Annotated in this window: 20 protein-coding genes; 11 read left to right on the top strand and 9 right to left on the bottom strand. The window is 40.0% G+C overall.

Annotated elements, in window-relative coordinates; genetic code table 11:
- The first annotated feature begins 19 nt into the window (after positions 1-19).
- Complete coding sequence (locus tag IM797_RS15685) at positions 20-367, top strand: hypothetical protein (RefSeq protein ID WP_194128100.1); 348 nt, start codon at positions 20-22, stop codon at positions 365-367.
- Positions 368-490: 123 nt separating this feature from the next.
- Here the strand turns inward: IM797_RS15685 and IM797_RS15680 are convergent, their stop codons facing one another.
- Positions 491-1,495: a hypothetical protein gene (locus IM797_RS15680; RefSeq protein WP_194128099.1), complete on the bottom strand. Its 1,005-nt coding sequence runs from the start codon at positions 1,493-1,495 to the stop codon at positions 491-493.
- A gap of 202 nt (positions 1,496-1,697) precedes the next feature.
- Between IM797_RS15680 and IM797_RS15675 the strand changes: the two genes are divergently transcribed.
- Positions 1,698-2,561 carry an AraC family transcriptional regulator gene (locus IM797_RS15675; protein WP_194128098.1) on the top strand — a complete coding sequence of 288 codons (864 nt, stop codon included), beginning with the start codon at positions 1,698-1,700 and terminating at the stop codon, positions 2,559-2,561.
- Positions 2,562-2,634: 73 nt separating this feature from the next.
- A complete protein-coding gene (locus IM797_RS15670; protein ID WP_194128097.1) occupies positions 2,635-3,351 on the top strand; it encodes an FAD-binding oxidoreductase in 717 nt (238 codons plus the stop codon).
- Positions 3,352-3,428: 77 nt separating this feature from the next.
- Here the strand turns inward: IM797_RS15670 and IM797_RS15665 are convergent, their stop codons facing one another.
- The 3 genes from IM797_RS15665 to dinB form a co-directional block, all read right to left on the bottom strand.
- A complete protein-coding gene (locus IM797_RS15665; protein ID WP_194128096.1) occupies positions 3,429-3,830 on the bottom strand; it encodes a hypothetical protein in 402 nt (133 codons plus the stop codon).
- Positions 3,831-3,936: 106 nt separating this feature from the next.
- Positions 3,937-6,876 carry a DNA polymerase III subunit alpha gene (locus tag IM797_RS15660; protein WP_194128095.1) on the bottom strand — a complete coding sequence of 980 codons (2,940 nt, stop codon included), beginning with the start codon at positions 6,874-6,876 and terminating at the stop codon, positions 3,937-3,939.
- 4 nt (positions 6,877-6,880) lie between these two features.
- The gene (dinB, locus tag IM797_RS15655; protein WP_194128094.1) at positions 6,881-8,038 is read right to left on the bottom strand and encodes a DNA polymerase IV; all 1,158 of its coding nucleotides are present in this window, start codon (positions 8,036-8,038) and stop codon (positions 6,881-6,883) included.
- Between the two features lie 267 nt (positions 8,039-8,305).
- On the opposite strand from dinB, the gene IM797_RS15650 reads away from it, so the two are divergent.
- On the top strand, positions 8,306-8,857 hold the full coding sequence (locus IM797_RS15650; protein ID WP_194128093.1) for a ClbS/DfsB family four-helix bundle protein: 552 nt from the start codon (positions 8,306-8,308) through the stop codon (positions 8,855-8,857).
- Between the two features lie 248 nt (positions 8,858-9,105).
- Here the strand turns inward: IM797_RS15650 and IM797_RS15645 are convergent, their stop codons facing one another.
- Positions 9,106-10,080 (bottom strand): DUF6624 domain-containing protein, encoded by a 975-nt coding sequence (locus IM797_RS15645; RefSeq protein ID WP_194128092.1) that lies wholly within the window; start codon positions 10,078-10,080, stop codon positions 9,106-9,108.
- A gap of 331 nt (positions 10,081-10,411) precedes the next feature.
- Between IM797_RS15645 and IM797_RS15640 the strand changes: the two genes are divergently transcribed.
- Entirely contained in the window at positions 10,412-10,726 is a 315-nt protein-coding gene (locus IM797_RS15640) for a hypothetical protein (RefSeq protein WP_194128091.1), read from the top strand.
- A gap of 40 nt (positions 10,727-10,766) precedes the next feature.
- Here the strand turns inward: IM797_RS15640 and IM797_RS15635 are convergent, their stop codons facing one another.
- Complete coding sequence (locus IM797_RS15635; RefSeq protein WP_194128090.1) at positions 10,767-11,291, bottom strand: hypothetical protein; 525 nt, start codon at positions 11,289-11,291, stop codon at positions 10,767-10,769.
- Positions 11,292-11,567: 276 nt separating this feature from the next.
- Between IM797_RS15635 and IM797_RS15630 the strand changes: the two genes are divergently transcribed.
- The 3 genes from IM797_RS15630 to IM797_RS15620 all read left to right on the top strand — a co-directional run bounded on the left by IM797_RS15630 (position 11,568) and on the right by IM797_RS15620 (position 14,064).
- Positions 11,568-12,425: a DUF695 domain-containing protein gene (locus IM797_RS15630; protein ID WP_194128089.1), complete on the top strand. Its 858-nt coding sequence runs from the start codon at positions 11,568-11,570 to the stop codon at positions 12,423-12,425.
- A gap of 155 nt (positions 12,426-12,580) precedes the next feature.
- A complete protein-coding gene (locus tag IM797_RS15625) occupies positions 12,581-13,138 on the top strand; it encodes a hypothetical protein (protein ID WP_194128088.1) in 558 nt (185 codons plus the stop codon).
- A 161-nt stretch (positions 13,139-13,299) separates the two neighbouring features.
- The gene (locus IM797_RS15620; protein ID WP_194128087.1) at positions 13,300-14,064 is read left to right on the top strand and encodes a hypothetical protein; all 765 of its coding nucleotides are present in this window, start codon (positions 13,300-13,302) and stop codon (positions 14,062-14,064) included.
- Positions 14,065-14,264: 200 nt separating this feature from the next.
- Here IM797_RS15620 and IM797_RS15615 read toward each other — a convergent pair whose 3' ends face one another.
- Positions 14,265-14,756: a hypothetical protein gene (locus tag IM797_RS15615; protein WP_194128086.1), complete on the bottom strand. Its 492-nt coding sequence runs from the start codon at positions 14,754-14,756 to the stop codon at positions 14,265-14,267.
- Positions 14,757-15,001: 245 nt separating this feature from the next.
- On the opposite strand from IM797_RS15615, the gene IM797_RS15610 reads away from it, so the two are divergent.
- Together IM797_RS15610 and IM797_RS15605 are read left to right on the top strand one after the other, a co-directional pair.
- Positions 15,002-15,580, top strand: a complete 579-nt coding sequence (locus IM797_RS15610) for a Crp/Fnr family transcriptional regulator (RefSeq protein ID WP_194128085.1) — start codon at positions 15,002-15,004, stop codon at positions 15,578-15,580.
- Positions 15,581-15,663: 83 nt separating this feature from the next.
- Complete coding sequence (locus tag IM797_RS15605; protein ID WP_194128084.1) at positions 15,664-16,077, top strand: VOC family protein; 414 nt, start codon at positions 15,664-15,666, stop codon at positions 16,075-16,077.
- 1 nt (position 16,078) lies between these two features.
- Here the strand turns inward: IM797_RS15605 and IM797_RS15600 are convergent, their stop codons facing one another.
- Positions 16,079-16,678: a DUF6266 family protein gene (locus tag IM797_RS15600; RefSeq protein WP_194128083.1), complete on the bottom strand. Its 600-nt coding sequence runs from the start codon at positions 16,676-16,678 to the stop codon at positions 16,079-16,081.
- 565 nt (positions 16,679-17,243) lie between these two features.
- On the bottom strand, positions 17,244-17,705 hold the full coding sequence (locus IM797_RS15595) for a hypothetical protein (protein ID WP_194128082.1): 462 nt from the start codon (positions 17,703-17,705) through the stop codon (positions 17,244-17,246).
- A 266-nt stretch (positions 17,706-17,971) separates the two neighbouring features.
- Between IM797_RS15595 and IM797_RS15590 the strand changes: the two genes are divergently transcribed.
- A complete protein-coding gene (locus IM797_RS15590; RefSeq protein ID WP_194128081.1) occupies positions 17,972-19,732 on the top strand; it encodes a hypothetical protein in 1,761 nt (586 codons plus the stop codon).
- Positions 19,733-19,887: the final 155 nt, after the last annotated feature.

The following is a 19,887-nucleotide window of genomic DNA, read 5'->3' as shown; positions in this document are numbered from 1 at the left end:
CACAATCCTGAACCAAAAAATGAACACGTTAAATTTCAATTGCCATTCCTTTTTAGACAACAAAACCATAAGTCTGTTGGAAATTTCCATCAAAGACAACTCAACTCATGCCCCAACAATCATTTTTCATTGGTTACTCATCAACAAACAAAGCCTCAAAGTCAACAGCTTACAACTCAGATCAAGAGACGATTCAGACTCCATCCAGGAAAGATTCTTTGATTTAGGATACTTAAAATACGATTCCATTACCGGCGTCTTCATCAGTCAAAAAACCCATGAACTACACACGCTAGAAAACACAAACTGTCATCATGTACCAGGTCCGCTGTTACAAGCGGTAGAAAGCTATCTCAGCAAGCGCTAAAACAGGACATGCCTTTATGGCGAGACGCAATTCAAGCTGATCCGCCAGAAAATGCGGCAATTCTTCTTTCAACTGACCAGGGTTCTGGCAAATATGCAAGTCTAAATCATGTAATCAGCTTCATTATTTTCTTACATATTTTATGGTAAAAACATGATCCTGCACTTGCTGGGTATATTTTTCTACCCATTCCTTATAATAATATTCTGCATATAAAGTTTTGTCTTTAAGTACAAATTTTGCAAAAGGCTTGCCAATTTGGGGAACTTTTTTTAGGCCGAAAGTTTCTCTGGTTCCATTGTCAAATTTGCAATCCATATCCCTCGCCCATATCATTTCAAATTCGGTATCGCTTATTTTTTTCACGGGATAGAAATACACGCATTGGCCGTGGTACTCAAAAGCCAGCGAGGATTCGCCAATATTAAGCACCACCATATCGTTTTGCCATTTACCCGTAAAACCTATTTGCTCTTGAATACCGCGCACAAAACTATCATAATCAAAGCCCTCCATATAGTTTATTTTCCACTGGTTATTTTCTTTAACGGCTTTAATGTTATACGGTGTACCACCACTGCCGTCGCCCCAGTTGTAAAATATACCTTTATCTTCTGCCTGTAAGTGCATAATATATAGCTTTGTTAAAAAATCATCTGGTACATCCTGGCAGTTGCACCAAGGATTTGCGCCATTGCCAAAAGGTGGCAATTCGCCAATGATCCATTGTAGGGTGCCGTCTTTCATGTTCGCATCAATAAGCAAGGCAATTTTGTTGTAATTGGAAATAAAGGTTTCTGTAAAAAGACCCGAACGCTTTATGGCTTCGAGTTTTTGCTTGTGCAAATTCATATCAAGACCTGCATATACTGTATCCGTTGTTTCTTTTTGTAAGGGGCTGAAGAAATCATCGTTGTTACCGGTTTGATTCCACTTGTAAAGGTCTTTGGTGAGCTTAAGCAAGGCAACGCTATCTTGTGCTGAATAAGACATTGACTTTTGGGGTACGGCTACAGCATCCAGCTTAACCTCCTGAGGCGAAGCGGGCTGCTTACTTTTGCCCTTTTCATTACAGCTAGAAATTACGATCAGTATAAAAGAAGCTAGCCAGCAAAATTTCATTTCCATTCTCATTTTTTTTATTGCTTTTTACTTAGCCAATCAATATCCAAAAATATTTATTCAAATTCCGTGTTTTTATCACAATTTTGAAATAACAGTAAGATTTTCATACATGAACTTGCCATTAAAATCTGTATCCGGCATGCACGTTACCGTGAATAACTAAATTGGTCAAAAAAACTAACTTTACAAACAGACAAAACTCCCAATGAAAAACAAAGCACAATCCATTCCGGTCAAGCAAATCGCTGAAGTGTTCGAAAATGGAATTGTCGTTGGCCAGATTCCGCCCGACATGGCGCCATATCTTGAAGTAGAGACCGAGCTTGCGCACCGTCATGATGCTCATTTTTTTGCATTACATGAACGAGGTGAAATGGAAATGGAAATTGATTTTGAACGCTACAAAGCAGATACCCCCTCGCTGTTGTATATCCATCCAAATCAGGTGCACCGGCTATTTCAAGTTGGAGCAGATGTGGTAGCTTACATTTTAGCAATAGGCAATGAAAGTATAAGTGCACAGTACCTGACACTATTGGAGGAAATTACACCAACAAAACCCATACAATTGGATGATCGTAATTTTACCGATCTGCGTCAGGCGATGTTGTTATGCATCAGCCTGTTCGAAAGAAAAAAAGACAGGCTCTATGACTCCATATTGAAAGAAAGTTGCAATGCATTTATCGGGCTTATCATTTCCCAGTATTTGGAAAGCTCCGCCCCTGCAGATAAACTTTCTCGTTTTGACATGGTAACCAGAGCATTTAAAGTAGCGCTGGGGCTGCATTTTCTGAAAAAAAAGAGACCGGCAGATTATGCAAATGAATTGAACATATCTATCGCCTATTTGAATGAATGTGTGAAAAACACGACTGGATTATCGGTCTCTCAACATATCCAGCAACGTCTCATTTTAGAGGCCAAACGTTTGCTCTACCATTCCAACAAATCGATCAAAGAGATTGCCATTGAATTGGGTTACGACGACTATGCGTACTTTTCAAGGTTATTTAAAAAAGCAAGTGGGATGACCGCCCTGACATTCAGAAACAAAAACCGCGATTAGTCCAGTAACCACATCTTTGCGTCCTTTTCTCTGAGCGTAGTTTTCCCGTTCTTTGGCATCAAATTTCAACATTATGCCAAGTGCACCTAAATGGTTATTCGATGCAGTAGACCTGTTTATATCCAAGTTACCCGATGTAGTGGTAAATGAGACCGAATTGATATCGCAAACGGTCAAGAGAGTCCGCTTGAGCGGCAACTTCAGAGACCTCAATTTCCCTGTAGGCTGTTACATTGACTTTCGGGTAAGTGATACTGAAGCCAGGCGGTACACAGTATCGCACGCAGACAAAGACCACGGCTTTTTGGAATTGGTTGTCCACCTACACGGCTCAGGATCCGGAAGTCAGTTCATGCAAGACCTGAAGCCAGAAGACGAGATTAAAATGAATAAACCCAGGACAGAACGTAATTATTATGATCGGTCTGCCGCTGGCTATGTCATCTTTGGCGACGAAACTTCATTAGCATTGGCCTGTTCATTTTTACCCGTACTGAAACAAAACAAACAGCAATTTCAATTCATTTTTGAACTGGACGATCAAAATAAAAAGGCACCTGAATTATTGGGTCTGGAAAACTACATGGTATTCGCGAAAAACGGGTCATTCAGAAACGAAGAATGGGTAAATCAACTTCCCCTGTTTCAAACACCAGACTTCCAAAAAGCCAGCTTTGTTTTAACCGGTAACGCAAAGTCTGCCCAGACATTCAGAAAAGTGGCCAAAAGCAAAGGGGCACAAAAGATATACTTACACGGATATTGGCTTGACGGTAAAAAAGGGTTATAACTTTTTATCCATCGCTAGCAGATAAAAAGGGAATAAGATTAAAAATAGAGATTTCGTAAGCTAAACACTTAACCTAATTACTTAACCTTTATAAACTTATTTTCAACACCTTCGAATGCGATGGTCAACGTATCGTTCTTAATCGCATACTTTACTTCCGTTTTTTCCTTAGTTTGCTTGTCTGTGGAGACTATTTTATCATTTTCTACTTCATAGCTTGATTCAATCGTATTTTGCGTCTTCCCTTTACCCATGTGTTGTAGAAAATCACCGTTCTTTGTAAATTCGAAAACAATTTTTTCTATTGAACTTCCCGTTTGTAGATCCTTAAGGGAACCGTCCCATTTACCAATAAGCTGCTCATCCATCTTCTTCTGAGGACTGCAACTAAACACTAAAAAACACCCCAAAATAACTAACAATTGCTTCATTTTATTTTTTTGAATAAACATACGGTTTCTTAAATTTAATTTAATCATAATTAACCACTTACTCTTATGTACTTTTAACTTCTTTTTCCTGACCGACGCAAGAAACTGCCAATGGCAGAATGGCAATTTAAGAAATAAAACATTATTTCAACCATCACTCCATGACCGGATTACCCTGTATTTCCAGTTTAGCAAACTTGGCTACCTCAATACTGGGAAAGCCAAAATCCACCACCACCTTGCCCAAAATCAGGTAGCAACCTGTGCCTCTGAACGGATAAACAGATGTATTGTTTGGGAAATGCGTGGTATCAAAGAAATTCCCATCCGCATCTAAAAATGTCCCGAACCACATTTTCTTGTTGTTTTTCGTATGTACTGTTTTCTCACAAACATATAAGCCTACCATCCTCACCGTCTGTCCCACATACCGGGTCAAATCATTCGTGCGGATATCTCCGCGATACGCTGTTTTGAGTAAATCAAACATAGAGAGCGTCAAAGGAAAACCCAAAAGCTCCAGCTCATGATAGGCATCCTCCAGTTTGGTATTGACCAGATCCGGCATCACATAATTTTTAGTGGGTACCTGGAACAGCTCCGCATGGTTACTGGGCTTTGCCTTTTGCCCAAGCATCGTATGCACATCCCAAAGCAAAGCTTTTTTACTCTTACCGATAAATCGAAGCGCCCCGCAGCGGATCAGGATGATCACCTGCTCCAAACTCATCTCCGTACGCCGGACAAAATCCTCCAGATCCAGGTAATCTCCGTTCAACCTCCTTTCTTCAGGAATCCGCTCCATCAACTTATTTTCCAAACCCTGAATCCCTACAAAACCCAAATAAGCATCAGTGCCCTGAATAGAAACTACTGCACTGCTCCGGTTTACGCAAGGCAAGTGCACTGTTGCTCCTGCCCTTTTCAGCTCATGTACATACAGCCACCGGGTGTAAAAACCTCCGTAATTGTTCAACACGCCCACCATAAACTCCACTGGGTAATACGTTTTCAGGTACAAACTCTGGTAACTCTCCACCGCAAAACTGGCAGAATGTGCTTTCGAAAAACTATAACCCGCAAAAGAAGACACCTGCCGCCAAACCTCTTTAGTGATGTCCACCGGTCTGCCCAGCAATGCTGCCCCCTCATGAAACTTCTCAATCAAACGATCAAACTCTACCCGTGAACGGTATTTCCCGCTCATTCCCCTTCTTAATATATCTGCATCCATACCATCCATGCCACCATAATAGATACAAATCTTAATCACATCTTCCTGGTATACCATCACGCCAAATGTCTCTTTCAATTGCTCTTCCATCACCGGGTGCAGGTATTTCACCTGGTCTGGCGTATGGAAATTCTGAATGTAGGTCTTCATCATCCCCGACTGCGCTACCCCCGGCCTGATGATAGAACTGGCAGCGACCAGTGTTAAATAGTTATCGCAAACCAATTTGGTCAGCAGTTGCCGCATGGCGGGCGACTCAATGTAAAAACAGCCAATGGTGTTCCCGGTTTTTAACCTTTTGTTCAGGTTAGCATCCAGCATAAAATCCCTTACCTGGTGGATATCGATAGTCTTACCCAGGTTTTGCTGCACCAGCTTTACCGCTTCCTTGATGTGACCAATCCCACGTTGCGATAAAATATCATATTTGTCATAGCCAATATCATCGGCCTCGTACATATCCCATTGTACAGTCGGCATCCCTTTAGGGGGCAGATCTAAAGCAGTATAATAAGTGATCGGCTCTTCTGAAATCAGTACACCCCCCGCATGGATACTCCTCTGGTTGGGCATTTTACCCATCAGCTCATAAATGGCCATGATTTTTTTAAAGGTATCGTTTTCCCGGTTCTGCGCAGCACGACTGGGATCGGTAAAGCCATCAATCTCAGTTTTGGGCAAGCCCATCACCTTTCCGATCTCCCGGATCACAGAACGGTCCTTGAAGGTGGACATGGTGCCCAGTAAAGCCGTATGTTCCCGACCATAACGCTTAAAGATATAACCCTGCACATCTTCGCGCTCATCCCAACTGTAATCAATATCGAAGTCGGGCGGGCTGCTCCGCTCTGAATTTAAAAATCGTTCAAAATACAAATCCAGTTCTATCGGATCTACATCGGTAATCCGCAGGCAATAGGCCACAATGCTGTTCGCGCCAGATCCTCTGCCCACATGGTAATAGCCCCTGCGCATGGAATACTGGATGATGTCATTGGTGATCAAAAAGTAAGCGCAAAAATTCAAGTCTACAATCACTTCTAATTCTTTCTTCAATCTTTTGGCTGCCTCTCTATTCCCAGTACCATACCGATAGCGCATTCCTTCCATCGCCAGCTTTTCCAGTAGCGCTTTATCGTCGTTGATATCTCCGGTAAATGTTTTCTTATTGAGTTTCACCTTACCTTCTGGATAATCCATCACACAACTATCCATGAGTTTACGCGTATTATCCAGAATAAAAGGATACTTGAAAAACTTGGCTTCCAGCTCCACTGGCTTTAAAAACAGGTCGGTATCTTTACATTTATCTTCCGGCTCCACCATTGTAATCAGCGTATTCAGGTCAATGCCCCTCAAATATTCATGCAGGCGATAACCGATCCTATCGGCCACAAATACAGGCTGCAATACCACCAGCTTGTCTGGATGCTGGAGTTCTTTATTGTAAAATTGGTGCAGCTCATCAAACCTGACGCCAATGTATTCATTTGATTTCAACACAGTTTTATGACCAAAGGGATAAACTACGTAAGCGTTTTGAAACACCCAGGGCTCATCCGGCAATTGCTTTTGTTCCAGGTTATGATGACTCAGAAAATCGTTGAGTTCCTTCATCCCTTCCTTGTTCTTTGCAATTCCGATATACAATAACTTCTTATCTCTGCGGAACTCCATTCCACCAATGGGTTTGATCTTCTCCTTTCGACATTCCCGCATAAATTCCATCACGCCGGTAGAATTGTTGATGTCAGTGATCACCATTTGGGTGATCCCGCGCGCTTTGGCTTCTTTCACCAAAGTTTTAATCGCCATGGTGCCATAACGCAGGCTGTATTGAGAATGAACATTCAAGTACATGATCTTATAATTTAATGTCCATTACCGCAGCCCGGGTTACTGCGTCTGATCCAAACCTGCGACGGATCTTATCCAAAGCCTGAACCAGGCTATATTGCTCCTGGGATTCGCTATACAGGTCAATCTGTTCAAAACCAGTAACCAGGTTAGAAAGTCTGACACCGACCAACCTGAGCAGCATCCTGCGGTTATACATTTTCTTGAACAAGTCTTTTGCCGTAGCAATGAGCACGCTATCCAGAGAAGTATAACCAATAGCCATTTGTTTAGTCTCCGTTTCAAAATTGGCGTAACGGATGGTCACTGTGACACAGGCTGTCAGCTTCTTTTTCTCTCTCAACTGGAAAGCGATGTCCATCACCTGCGCCACCAACAGGTTATTGATCATTTCAATATCGATCGAATCGGCATGAAAGGTACATTGGGTACCGATGGATTTCTGCTCTGAATATGGGATCACCGGACTATTGTCTATGCCCTGCGCTTTCTGGAGCAGTGACAAGCCGGATTTGCCCAGTAAAAAGTTCATCTGCTCGGGATGGATCTGCGATAAGGTGTAGATCTTCTTGATGCCCATGTCACTAAGCTTAATAAATGTCTTCTCCCCCAGTCCAGGTATTTTACGGATGGACAACGGGTTTAAAAAATCGCGTACTCCAGGCTGCGCCACATTCAGCTCCCCGTTGGGCTTACATTCGTTGGTAGCCATTTTGGATACGGTCTTATTGATCGATAAGCCAAAGGAAATCGGCAGCCCGGTTTCTTTGATTACCAGTGTCCTCAACTCATGCGCGTATTTTTCGGTGCTGTGAAAGCGGTCCATACCGGTCATATCAATATAGTGCTCATCAATACTGGCCTTTTCAATTAGGGGAACACGATCTTTTAAAATATTCGTAATTTCATGGGAGGCTTTGGAGTATTCATCCATATTGCCCCTGATGAATACGGCATGTGGACAGAGCATTTTGGCCATACGCGATGACATCGCCGAATGTACACCGAACTTCCGTGCTTCATAGCTACAGGAAGCGACCACCCCACGGTCTGAGGTTCCGCCGATAATGACTGGTTTGCCGATTAATGATGCATCTTTTTTCACCTCAACGGACACAAAAAAGGCATCCTGATCCATATGTATGATCTGCTTTTCTGTTGACATGACGTTGTATTTTGGTAAGGGCAAATATACACTAATATTTTTGGTAAAAAGAATTAAAAGCTAATTATATTAGTAATTAAACTGCGATTACCATTTATTAACCAAACCCATTGTCAATTTTCCGCCACCCCAGGGTGTTCCTCCAATAGCAATAGATATCTTCCGGCGGGCGTTTTCGTCTTTAGATCAGAGAAAAATCTAATGAATTGTTTAGTCATTCATTTTTGAATAGATTTGATTTTTTATGGTCACACCTAATTAACGCCTATGCCAATACCTCATAATAAAGCTTCTCTTTTGTTAGAAATTGAACAGTCTTATATTTTGCTCAAATTAGATTTGCAGTTGATTTCGGCTGAACAGGCCAGATCTTTAGAATTGGAGGGGCATGCTAAAGGTACTTTAATGAATGTCCATAACCTGGTTAGTTACTTGATTGGCTGGGGAACTTTGGTTTTGAAATGGCAACGCTTGAAGTCTAAGCAATTGCCCTGTGATTTTCCGGAAACGGGCTTTAAATGGAATGAATTGGGCAAGTTGGCCCAGAAGTTTTATATTGATTACCAGGAGCTGAGTTACGGGGATTTGTTAATTAAACTTGACGATACGGTAAAAGGTATTATTTTGCTTGTGGATAGCCTTGATGATGATGTGTTATATCACTTGCCTTTCCATGGTAAATGGCCCTTGGGGAGACTCATTCAATTTAACAGCGCTTCGCCTTATAAAAATGCGAGAGCACGGTTGAGGAAATGGAAAAAGCAGACATGCCTGGAAGAGAAAACACCTCAATCGGGCTGCTATAGTTACAGGATTTAGGATTGGGAATTGATATTAAAATAACTTAAAAGACGTAGAAGCTCTCCTATCCCGTCAAGCGGAATTCTAAAAGTTTTCCAGAGGACTTTATAGTTAACCAAAGAGATGAAAAAGGTAAGTACTTTCATCACACGATAGCGTTAACTGCATTGACAAGGGCGTAATTTCCGAACAACTAATAGCTATTGATTTATATACAAAGACGCTTTTTTAATGATTATTTTGTGTGGTGGCTATTCTTTTATTCATCAGGGAAAATCTTTAATATGCTGCTCAGCGCTCCAAATAATCCCCCACCTGCTAACGTATGTACTAAGAGGTGACAGCCCTATTTTAGCACGTCTGTTATCAACATTATTAGGATCCTCCAATGGCAGTACATAATATTTACCAGTTTTAGTATTCAGTCTTAACTGGCTCCCATAAATTTGTTTCATCCCTTGGCTTATGGCTATACGATCTTCCAGCAATGCAAGATTTGAAGCCCGAGCCTTTCCTGTACTCACAGCATTTCTTAATAACGGAAGATATTTCAATTGCATAGTTAAGCCAGCATGTTGAATAACAAGAAATAACGCAAGGTTTCCGTTAGCACCAACCTCATCCTGCCCTAACCACCCATATTTATCCAATATAAGTTTGACTTTCTCCAGATTTATAGAATCTTGTAAAGAAATTTGTTTCCTTAAAATATCCAACTCTACTGAAGTTGGCCCTAGTGTTTTCTCAACATCTTCGAATTTATTTCTATACTTCTGATCATCATTTAGTATGGTATCTAATTTCGCTGCTAATAGGTTATTACTAATTGCAACTGTCGTTTGAATTTCTTTCTCTGGATCCGGATTTTTGTTCTCAACTAATTTCAAAAGACGCGCCCATCTTGGGTCTTTCCATAAAATCCGAAATGAAGAATCATTTGAAAATTTTGTAAATTGATTATAATATTTTGGTAGAATTTTATCTAGCTGATAAAATGCAGAATCAATCTGTCCTCCCAATGCCCAACAAATTGCGGCTTCATAACGATGATCAACACGGCCAAGGTTATGATTAGACGAAAATGCTTTTGAATAATATTCGGCAGCTTTAATATACTCTTTGTTTAGGTAAGATTTCTTCCCTAAAGCCAAATTAACATCATAAGATCCTTGTGCAAGGCTATTTTTTGGCAAACATGAAATAAATAAATACAGAAGCAAACACATTTTAAAATATTTCATGATTATTTATTTTACTAGATCACATTAAGATGAAATTAACACTCCATAGTCCGAACTATAACACTGGATGAAGATATTAAAAGTTTTTTCAGCCATACCAAGATTTTCAATAATCAAGTTACTTAAAAGTATAAAATTTCGACGAAATTTATTTCGTCAATTATAGCTTCACAACTAAACTCCCATAATTTTAACCAGTCTAAAATACTATTATCCGAACTCCACATATATTTTGTTATTTTAGCAATAAAAGATCTCTAACATCAAAAAGAAAACTTTTGTCTAATTAATCATATTCGAAAAAGAACGATCTGCAACATAAAATAAACACATGGAATCTTACTTAGAAAAAGCTTGGGGAGAGTCAATAGACAATGTCCGTATAACCGACGTGATTACAGCAATTACAGAAACACTCAACATGGATGATGAGCATGGGGCGTTCTGGGTTGGTGTGGTAGAACACGAAGAAACTGTGCTTGAAACGGATAAGGATCTGTGCGTAGTAGGAATATTCACAGATGGAACAGAAATCAAAGCTAAATTCGCTAACCGTAAACAAGTAGAGGGACTCTATCAGTTATTGTTAGACTTAGAATTTGAGCAGGTAAAAGAAATCTTGAAGGCAAACCAGAATACACAATAATATATTTGATCGTTATATCAGCGTAAGACCGGCGCTGGGCTTAATCATGATCTGTTTTATAAAAAACTGTAAATTTATCTTTTTCAGTAGATGTATAGCCAACCTCATCTACCAACACGTTCCAAGGTAGCAAAATTTGGCCGCTCGTTGGAGAGCTTTGTTTAAGGGGTTTATACCAGACCATTAACGCAGCGTCCGCTTCAGCAATTGTGATTTCGTTAATTGGCTCACCTTTAATTCCGCCGTGCAGGTTATCGAACTCAAACTTATAAAAAAGACTGTCTTTATAAGATACATAAATCGCATAACGAAGCGTCCTTTGATTCGGAATTTCATAGCGCTTACCTTTAAAAAAGGTGGTTGCCATTGTTGTACCATCGTCCTTAAGCAGCTCAACATTCACCTTAACGTCTTTTTTGAGCACGCTATCGCCCTTCACAACAAATGCAGGCTCCTCAGTCGTACAACTCGAAAGCAGCACGATACCCACAACAACCTTTGCAAGTCGTCTAAAAGTCAAGAATGTAGGTTGGAAAAAGCGAATGATCAGATCTATTTTCTTCATATTATACCTTTGAAAAGCAGGATTAAACTAACTGGACAAGTACTTGATTTAGCTATTAGTCCAACAGAAGCCAGATAATAGAAAAAAAGAAGCGGTGAATAGTCCTCCGACCACTCACCGCTTATCTAAATTAACGCTCTCACATATAAAGACGCTTTTTTATTGATTATATTGTATAGCGGTCGTTTTTTATTTACTTCTTGATACATATATTTAGGCCATCCCGTACCGGATCTAATTATTTTTTTATCTTCGTATAACAACAATTAGCGCAATATGAATCTCTTTTCCCGACTGCCCTTGCTTACTTTGTCCGCGCTTTTCACTTTATTTTTTTCTTGTAAAAACAAGGTCTATAATGAAATACCACTTAAACAAATTGAGGATTTTTATACAGATATGAAGGAAAAAGGTGTAAACACTGATACGACTATGTTATATGGTTATTTCTTCACCAATGAAACTGGGAAACCTTTGGAAGCAGCAGCAGAGGAACTAAAAAAGAAGGATTTTCAATTTGTAAAAATCTATCAAAGCGAAGATAACACTTACTGGTTACACGTTGAGCGAAAAGAAAAACACAACGGTCACACGTTATATGCTTTAAATAAGGAACTCTATGATCTTGCATCAAGGTACAATCTACAATCCTATGATGGATATGATGTTGGAAATGTTGATCCAAACAAATCGATCCAAACAGATAGCTATTTTGTTCCAGAGGATTTTTCGGCAAGCGATTTTGTTAAAGATGGACATCCTTTTGTCATCGTTATGAACAACGCATTTGAGAAATTCATACATAAGGAAGAATTTTGCTATTTCATAAAAGTAAAGTGCAAATATGAGATAGTTGACGAGCGTAAGCTTCCCAGCGATACACAATTAAACGCTATGGATAACCTGGATCATGCAATTGAGGGTTTATTGAAAGCCAAAAACATTAAAAACTACTATGTTTTTAGAACCACTCACATGACTGATAGAAATTGTTTCATAGCAATTAGTGATAAAGAAGCGGCTGATCAAGCCATGAGGAGCTTTCAGAAAACATCAAAAATATTCCCCTTTAACTACGAAATTATTAAAGATAAAAAGTGGAAAAATTACAAACTTGCTAAAAAGTCGCACTAGAATATTATTACAACCGCACAAGGTGGTCATTTTATATACTAAAGATTGCGTAGCTTGAATGAAATAAGTTCAGAAGAATAACTTAAATCAATCCATGTCATGGCTTGGTTGGTACAGGTGCGTTCTTTATCTTAGTAAAACTTAATCAACCTGATATGAAATCCTCACTGATATTCAACAGAATAATAGACCACCTGAACTGCAGGATATCCTGCACCCTATTTAGGAAGGTCGGTCGTAACTCCATCAAAAAAGATTATGGATATATTGTAGACTTTAATGAGGATTTTGTGGTTCTTCAGGAAATCGACGATTTTAATTTGAATGGCTATCGAATCTTTGCTACATCCACTATCTCAAAAATCCGTTATAACGACTACGACATGTATTACAACGATATTATGGAGTGGGAAGGTATTACCGATAAAGTAATCTATCCTCATTCCATTGACTTAACCAATTGGAATACCATATTTCAATCCGTAAAAGCACTTGGATTGAATGCGATTATCGAAAATGAGAAACCTGGAAAAGAGATTTTCGCAATTGGTCCGATAATCAAAGTAACAGATAAATCTGTGAGCATAAACTCTTTTGATCCAACAGGCCTTTTGGATAAAGAGCTGACCAAATTTAAGTGGAAAGATATTACAATCATGCAACTTGACAATAGGTACATCAATGTGTTCAGCAAATACTTGAGAACCTCATAATCGTATTTTGTGATTTTAACGATGGCCACTAAAAGATTGTTAAAATGCTATCGTAAACCAAATCCTATTAATTGCAGATGGTTTCACACTTCGCGGATTTTGTTTTCTAAATTAGAGGAAATGGATTAATTAAGAAACAGCTTAAAAAAAGACAAGCGCTAATGAAAAAAACAGCATTACTATTTGCAATTTTGCTCCTTTTAAATTCTTGTAAAAACAGACCTGGAAAAAATGCAGAGAAAAGTAGTAATTCTGGAGAAAAAAAATCAGCTCAGAAACGCGTTCCAACAGTATCTGAACGCAAAAAAACAGAACCAGATTTTAACAAATCAGACACACTTATCAAAACTAGCAGACCTTTTGTAATTAACGGTGTAAAATGCTACTGGAAAATTGCTCTTATTGTTCCTCCCGGAGATGAAACTGGAGATAGAACATTGGAATTAAAAAACCTAAGTACCAACAAAATAATATTAAGCAATTTTGATGAGCAATATGACAAGCATAGCTTCAATACCATTGATTTTGAAAATTTAAACAAAGACAATCTTGAAGATCTGAACTTTGACGGGTACAAAGATTTCAAGTTTTTTGATAAAGCTGCATCAGGAACTGCAGGGACATATTCCAGCGCATATATTTTCAACAGCAAAAAGCAATCTTTTGAATTCATAGAAGATCTGTCTGGTTATGAATTAACAGTCAACGTAAAAGACAAAATGCTTTCAACTTATGGAAAAAATGGTGCATATTGGAATTTAAAAAAAATTCATCATTTCGGTAAAGGTGGAAAGATCAGGTATACCGAAATCACTAAAAATGAAGTCATTTCCAAAGACACAAAAAGATTCTTAAAAACAACCTACGAAAGGATTGTTAATGACAAAATCATTAAAATAAAAATCGACACAAATAAACTTCAGTAGTGATAACTTGGAACAAAGCACCTTTATTGCTCCAAGGATAAAGCAGATGAAAAGTCCTGGGGCAATCTGGTGATAATGGTGAGGGCATCCGTGTGGTAAAAAGCTGTCGTAAAAAATGCTATGATGTAATCTTAACTGATGTCGAACCGCTCTGCTACCGAGAATCTAAAATTAATTAATCCGCTAAAGCTATTTGATAATTAAATTTCCTCATTATAATCCACCCAGGTCAGTGCCTGATTGAATTTCGGAACCATGGCCTGGACCTGGCTGGGCGTAAGGCCAGCGGTTAGGATAAACTTCCAGGTTTTTCCCTGGTCTCCACTAACGCCAAACATGTGCCAGCGACTGATAAACCTACCCTTTCGGATGTTCCATTCTATCGTACAATGTAACTCTTTGCCTGCTTTATAGATCTTCGATACCTTTCCAAGAGATTCTTTTTTATTGATATTGAAGCCCATTAACTGTGCTTGTTTATCGTTTTCCTGGATTTGCTTGATGAATGCTGCCTTACCTCCCCGCATCTTGATATCGCCAGGATAAAAATAGTCGACATACGTGTCGTAGTCCTTTTTGTCTTTGGCTTTAAGCATGGCTGTTGCAGTCTCTTTTACAGTTTGAGCATATTGACCGAAACTGGAGTTGCAAAAGAGGGTGAAAACGAAAAGTATAATCAGGAGCTTTTTCATGGTTGCGTTAAATTTTGGTACAAAGTAGCAAATGGAATAGTATTCCCCAAACAACTATCATAAGAAGCTAAAAGAAACTGGGTATACTATGCCATTAAGTATCTTCTCCTTAACCACTGCCGATCATAAAATCATGGGGCTGGATGCTCCAGTTTCTTATCTTACGCTCGGACCATGAATAGATCTCAGCTAAATATTTCATTTTTTAAATCTCAAAACAATTAACTTTACCCAAAAGGCGTCATATGGATACGGAACTTTTCTTTCAAAAAATACGGAGCTATTATCCCATTTCACCAGAGGCAGAAGCGGCCTGGGCGGCATTGCTTCGCGAGAAAAGCTACCATAAAGGAGAAAACTTTATCAATGAAGGCCAGATCCCCAGAAAAGTAGCTTTCGTTGCCCATGGCTTGTTTTCACAATACTATGCATCTGAGAAAGGAGAAACGGTCATCAAATATTTTTTTCCCGAAGGTCGTCTGGCGGCGTCGGTAACGGCCATGCTCACAGAAAAACCAAGCCTGTTTACCATTACTGCTATTGAGACCTCAACCGTACTGGAATATGATTTTTTTGCGTTTAAAAAGCTTTTAAACGATCACCTGGATATCGCGCTATTCTACATCAGGTATTTAGAACAACACTGGATAATTGAGAAAGAACCTTTGGAGATATCATTCCGGGCAGATACCGCAAAAACCAAATACCAGGAATTTCTCAATACCTATCCGCAACTGGTCACCCGGCTGAAAAAGCACCACATCGCTTCATTTTTAGGTATTACACCGACGCAACTCAGCAGGATATTTTTCGCTAATAAATAATTTCGTTTTCTCAACAAATGTAAATGTTATTTGAAAATGGCAGCCCGAACTTTGGATGATTATAACACTAAAAATTCAAAATTATGGCAACCAAAGTATTTATTAACCTACCAGTAAAAGATCTGGAAAAATCGATCTCATTTTTCAATGGCCTTGGCTTCAGCTTCAACCCGCAGTTTACCGACGAGAAAGCCGGCTGTATGGTCATCTCTGACAGCATTTTCGTCATGCTTTTGACCGAGCCTTACTTTGCAACTTTCACAAAAAAATCGGTCTGCGATGCAAAAAGTCACACCGAGGTATTGATCACACTCGATGCTGAATCTAAAGACGCCGTTGAGCAAATTATTTCCAAAGCAAAAGCACTTGGCGGCTCCACCTACAGCGAGCCGCAGGACCATGGCTGGATGTACCAGCATGCCTTTGCAGATCTTGACGGCCACCAATGGGAAATCGCGTATATGGATGCCTCACAACTCCCTCAACAGGAATCCTAATTCACTTGTCGGCAACACATAGCAAATCAACAATTTGAGACTGTAGAAAAGTACCTGGAGCGTGTTCCAGGTACCAATCTGTATAACAACGAATTGTCCTTTTGTGCCTTGTCCGTCTAAATACCCCGGTCCCTTCCCTGCTTCCGTTTTTTGAGGTATCGGTTCCATCAATCTTCTTGCTGTCCTGCTCCACATGGTCCCAGCTAAACTTCACTTTACTTGCAGCGATGGAATCGACCAGGACCGACTGTGCCATCTCCAGGTTACCCGTGCTGAAACGGAGTTTGGTATAATCGAACGTAAAGTTCGGGCTTACACCTGCCACCGCATTTGTCAGGTGATACTTCACGGCCTCGTTCACAGCCGTCGTAATTTTTGAACCAGGTAAAGCATAGCCCACATCAACTAAACTATCAATACGACTGATAATTCCTGTGACCAGGGCAAACTTAAATCGCTGGTCTTTTTGCACCTGTGTAGGCGCTTTGTTTGTTTTGCGAGGTAAGGCACGAATCGTGTCCTGCCCCCTGTGATAAGCGCCTACAACGGCGCCGGTTTTGTTGGCAAAACCGCCAAGTACTCCTTGTTTGATAATTCCCATTTTCTCAAAATGATTTGTTTATAAATTTGTTATTTCGTCAATCGCCTCAGAACCTGCAGTATCCATCTCCGATCAACACCACAAAGTAACAACATCAATCGCCCATGGATCAAGTCCCCCGGGGTTCGAGACCCCCTGTCCTATAACTCCGAAAAATCACAGCCTAAACTACTTTCTATACGGCTTCATTTTCCTAAAAAAAATTATTCGGATAGCAATTCACGATTTTGTGACTCAAAATCCAATCCAGATGAATCCCATTCCAAGCTTTACAAAATGTGGAGAGGAATTTAGTTTAGGATATTCACTTTAAGCTGGTGATGAGGATTTTTTTATAACTTAGGTTAAGAAAACATAGGCTATTCTTTAATCTTGTAATGAATGAGCATATTATTTAGAATTGCGGACCGTTCCGACATTCAACAAATGCAGGTCGTACGGCACTTGGTAGAGGAAAATAAATTGGTCACGATCCCAATGGAGCAATTCAGTTTCAATTGAACTACCACAGCTGGGTGCAAAAAGCTGGGAGATAAGCCTGGCTACAGACTAATTTTTCTTGAGTTTATAGGTGATTAGACACGAATTCCCATCTTTTCAGAATTTTATCTCTATTCATAAATAAAATTGAAGATCCATTGCTCCTATTCAAGACTTCAACCCGATGATTTGCAGCGTCATAATCAGAAAATTTGTATAAGCCTATAATTTTATATAATTCCTGATCTTCATTTGAAACTAGCTTTTCCATACTGAAGAGATAGCCCGTTCCATCATTTTTTTTATAAATTGAGTAGGTCAGGCTATCATTTTCTTTGATTTTATTTGATTGTATGAAAGTATAAGTATTGAGTTCATCTCCTGAATAAAAATTCTTTCCAACAAAGAGCTCATCTTCACGCCTTGTTTCGCTAAGAGCAGCATTTGATGCTGTTTCCGTAGAAATTGTCTTCCTTTTATTTGGTTCAGTACAATTACTGAGGATCAGGATTACAAAAATCCCCGTCAATTTAAATATAGTTTTCATGGCTCATTTTCTTTTTTAAGGAATCCATTAAGATCACAGGTTTCCACAGCTAACTTCGGTGAAAAATACATCAAATAGCGCTTACCTTTTAAAAAAATTATTTCATCCCATATTTTTGAGGACCATGTAAGATTAGAAAGCAGAGGAAATTGACCCGAAAGTGTTGCTCTATGGCGAATATCAAACTAAAGATTTGGTTATTCAAACCGAAAAGCAATTTACTTGTTTATGAATTACAAATTTATCATCCAAATTTAGTCCTTAAGATGAATGAGAATCCCTACAAAAAAGCACGGATGACGAACTGGTTTCAACCCGCTATGCTGTTGAATGTCGCCCTTAAATCTGTAATCTCGGGAACGTTTGGTAACTATGCAGATCGGCGTGAGCTACAGGCCGCATTAAGTAAAGATAGCGATGAAGATTCGCGCCAGCTCCGGGAACGGCTTGTTACCGAGCGGCAGGAAATCTGGATTGATTTTATTTGCGATACCGGTGATGGCTTTGATTCGACCTATTCGGTTGCCAAAAAGGCCGCACAGAGACAGCTTGTAGTTCAGACCGAGGACGAAAAATCCGGGCCTTTTACCACCATACGCGGTGATGTTTTGATTCTTGGCGGCGATGAAGTTTACCCATTTCCAACACTTGATAACTACACTAACAAATTCAAGGTCCCATTTGAGGCAGCAGGTGATCAAAACGAAGTCTTCTCAGAGTTGAACCGTCCCCTGCTCTTTGCCATCCCTGGAAATCATGACTGGTACGACGGACTTGGGAACTTCATGAAATTATTTTGCCAGCAGCGCAGCATAGGCATCTGGCGGACCGTTCAGAAACGAAGCTATTTCGCAATTCCCCTACCCAATAATTACTGGATCTGGGCTACCGATATCCAACTAAATTCCAATATCGATCAACCTCAGCTGGATTACTTTACGCGTATAGCCAAGGAAGAAATGCTGGAAGGGGACAAAATTATTCTAGTCACTGCTGAACCTGCCTGGGTATATAAAGAAATCCGCAAAAACGATCAGTCCTTTGACCGTTTGGATTTTTTCATTGCAAGGCATATCAGAGACGAGCACCAGCTAATCGGAAAAAAATTCAAACTTGCCATTAATATCACCGGTGATCTGCACCATTATTCTCGTTATTCCCGAAAAGAAAATGGTCACCAATACATCACCTCAGGAGGCGGAGGTGCATTTCTGCATCTCACTCACAACCTACCCCCTGTACTCAACGCCATTGCTGGAGATCGTGCAGAAGAAAACATTACCCGCAAAGCGATCTTCCCGAGCGCGTCAGACGCTAAGCGACTGCTGTTGGGCAACCTCCTTTTTCCGTTTAAGAACCCGGCGTTCATCAGTCTAGCCTGTTTAGTTTATGTTTATTTATTCTGGCTTTTACAAAGCCATCAGGCAATCATGAACGGCACCTTTTTTCTGAGCAGGTTTACAGGCATTTCCCTTGCCGGATTTTTCGAAACCATTGGCATTTACTTTCTTGGCGCACCATCGATAGCCCTGAGCATCGGTGCATTATTTGGTGGTTTCTGGCTGTTTGTAGACCGGGTGGCAAAGAAACCCGGGAGTTTCATCATTGGATTTGTGCACGCTTCGGGTCAAACGATGATGCTTTTCGCTACCATGTTCTGGCTGGCCCAGACCGAGTTGATGTCCTTTTGGGGAAGCTGGTGGGGAAACGCAATGATCGTAATCATTTTTGGTTTGGTTGGTGGAACGCTTTCCTCATTCTTAATGGGTGTATACCTGTATCTTTCAAATCGACTGCTGGCCATGCATGAAGATGAATCTTCATCGGCCCTGGCCAATCCAAATTTCAAGAACTTTACCAGAATGAGGATTCACGATCAGGGAATCGACATCTATCCGGTCGGCATCAAAAAAGTTCAGAACTGGACTGTTAGCGGTACCCAAAAGACACTACGCGTTGAGGGTGAAGATTTTGAAACCATACTGATCGAACCGCCCATTCATGTACTTGACGCCGAACTTGAATAAAGCATTTGCCTACCCAATAAAATCCAGGCAACCATCAAATCAATCAAAAGACAGGCACATCTAGCCAAATCCTAAATACATTAAATTTCTCCTATGAAATCAGCGTTTTATTGCTCATTATTAGTTATCATCATGACGTCTTCTTGCCGCGACAG

The sequence above is a fragment of the Pedobacter sp. MC2016-24 genome (assembly GCF_015223055.1).
In the GTDB taxonomy this organism is placed as follows: Bacteria; Bacteroidota; Bacteroidia; order Sphingobacteriales; family Sphingobacteriaceae; genus Pedobacter.
Note: the sequence above shows the minus strand (reverse complement) of the source record. Positions and strands in the feature narration are given on the sequence as shown.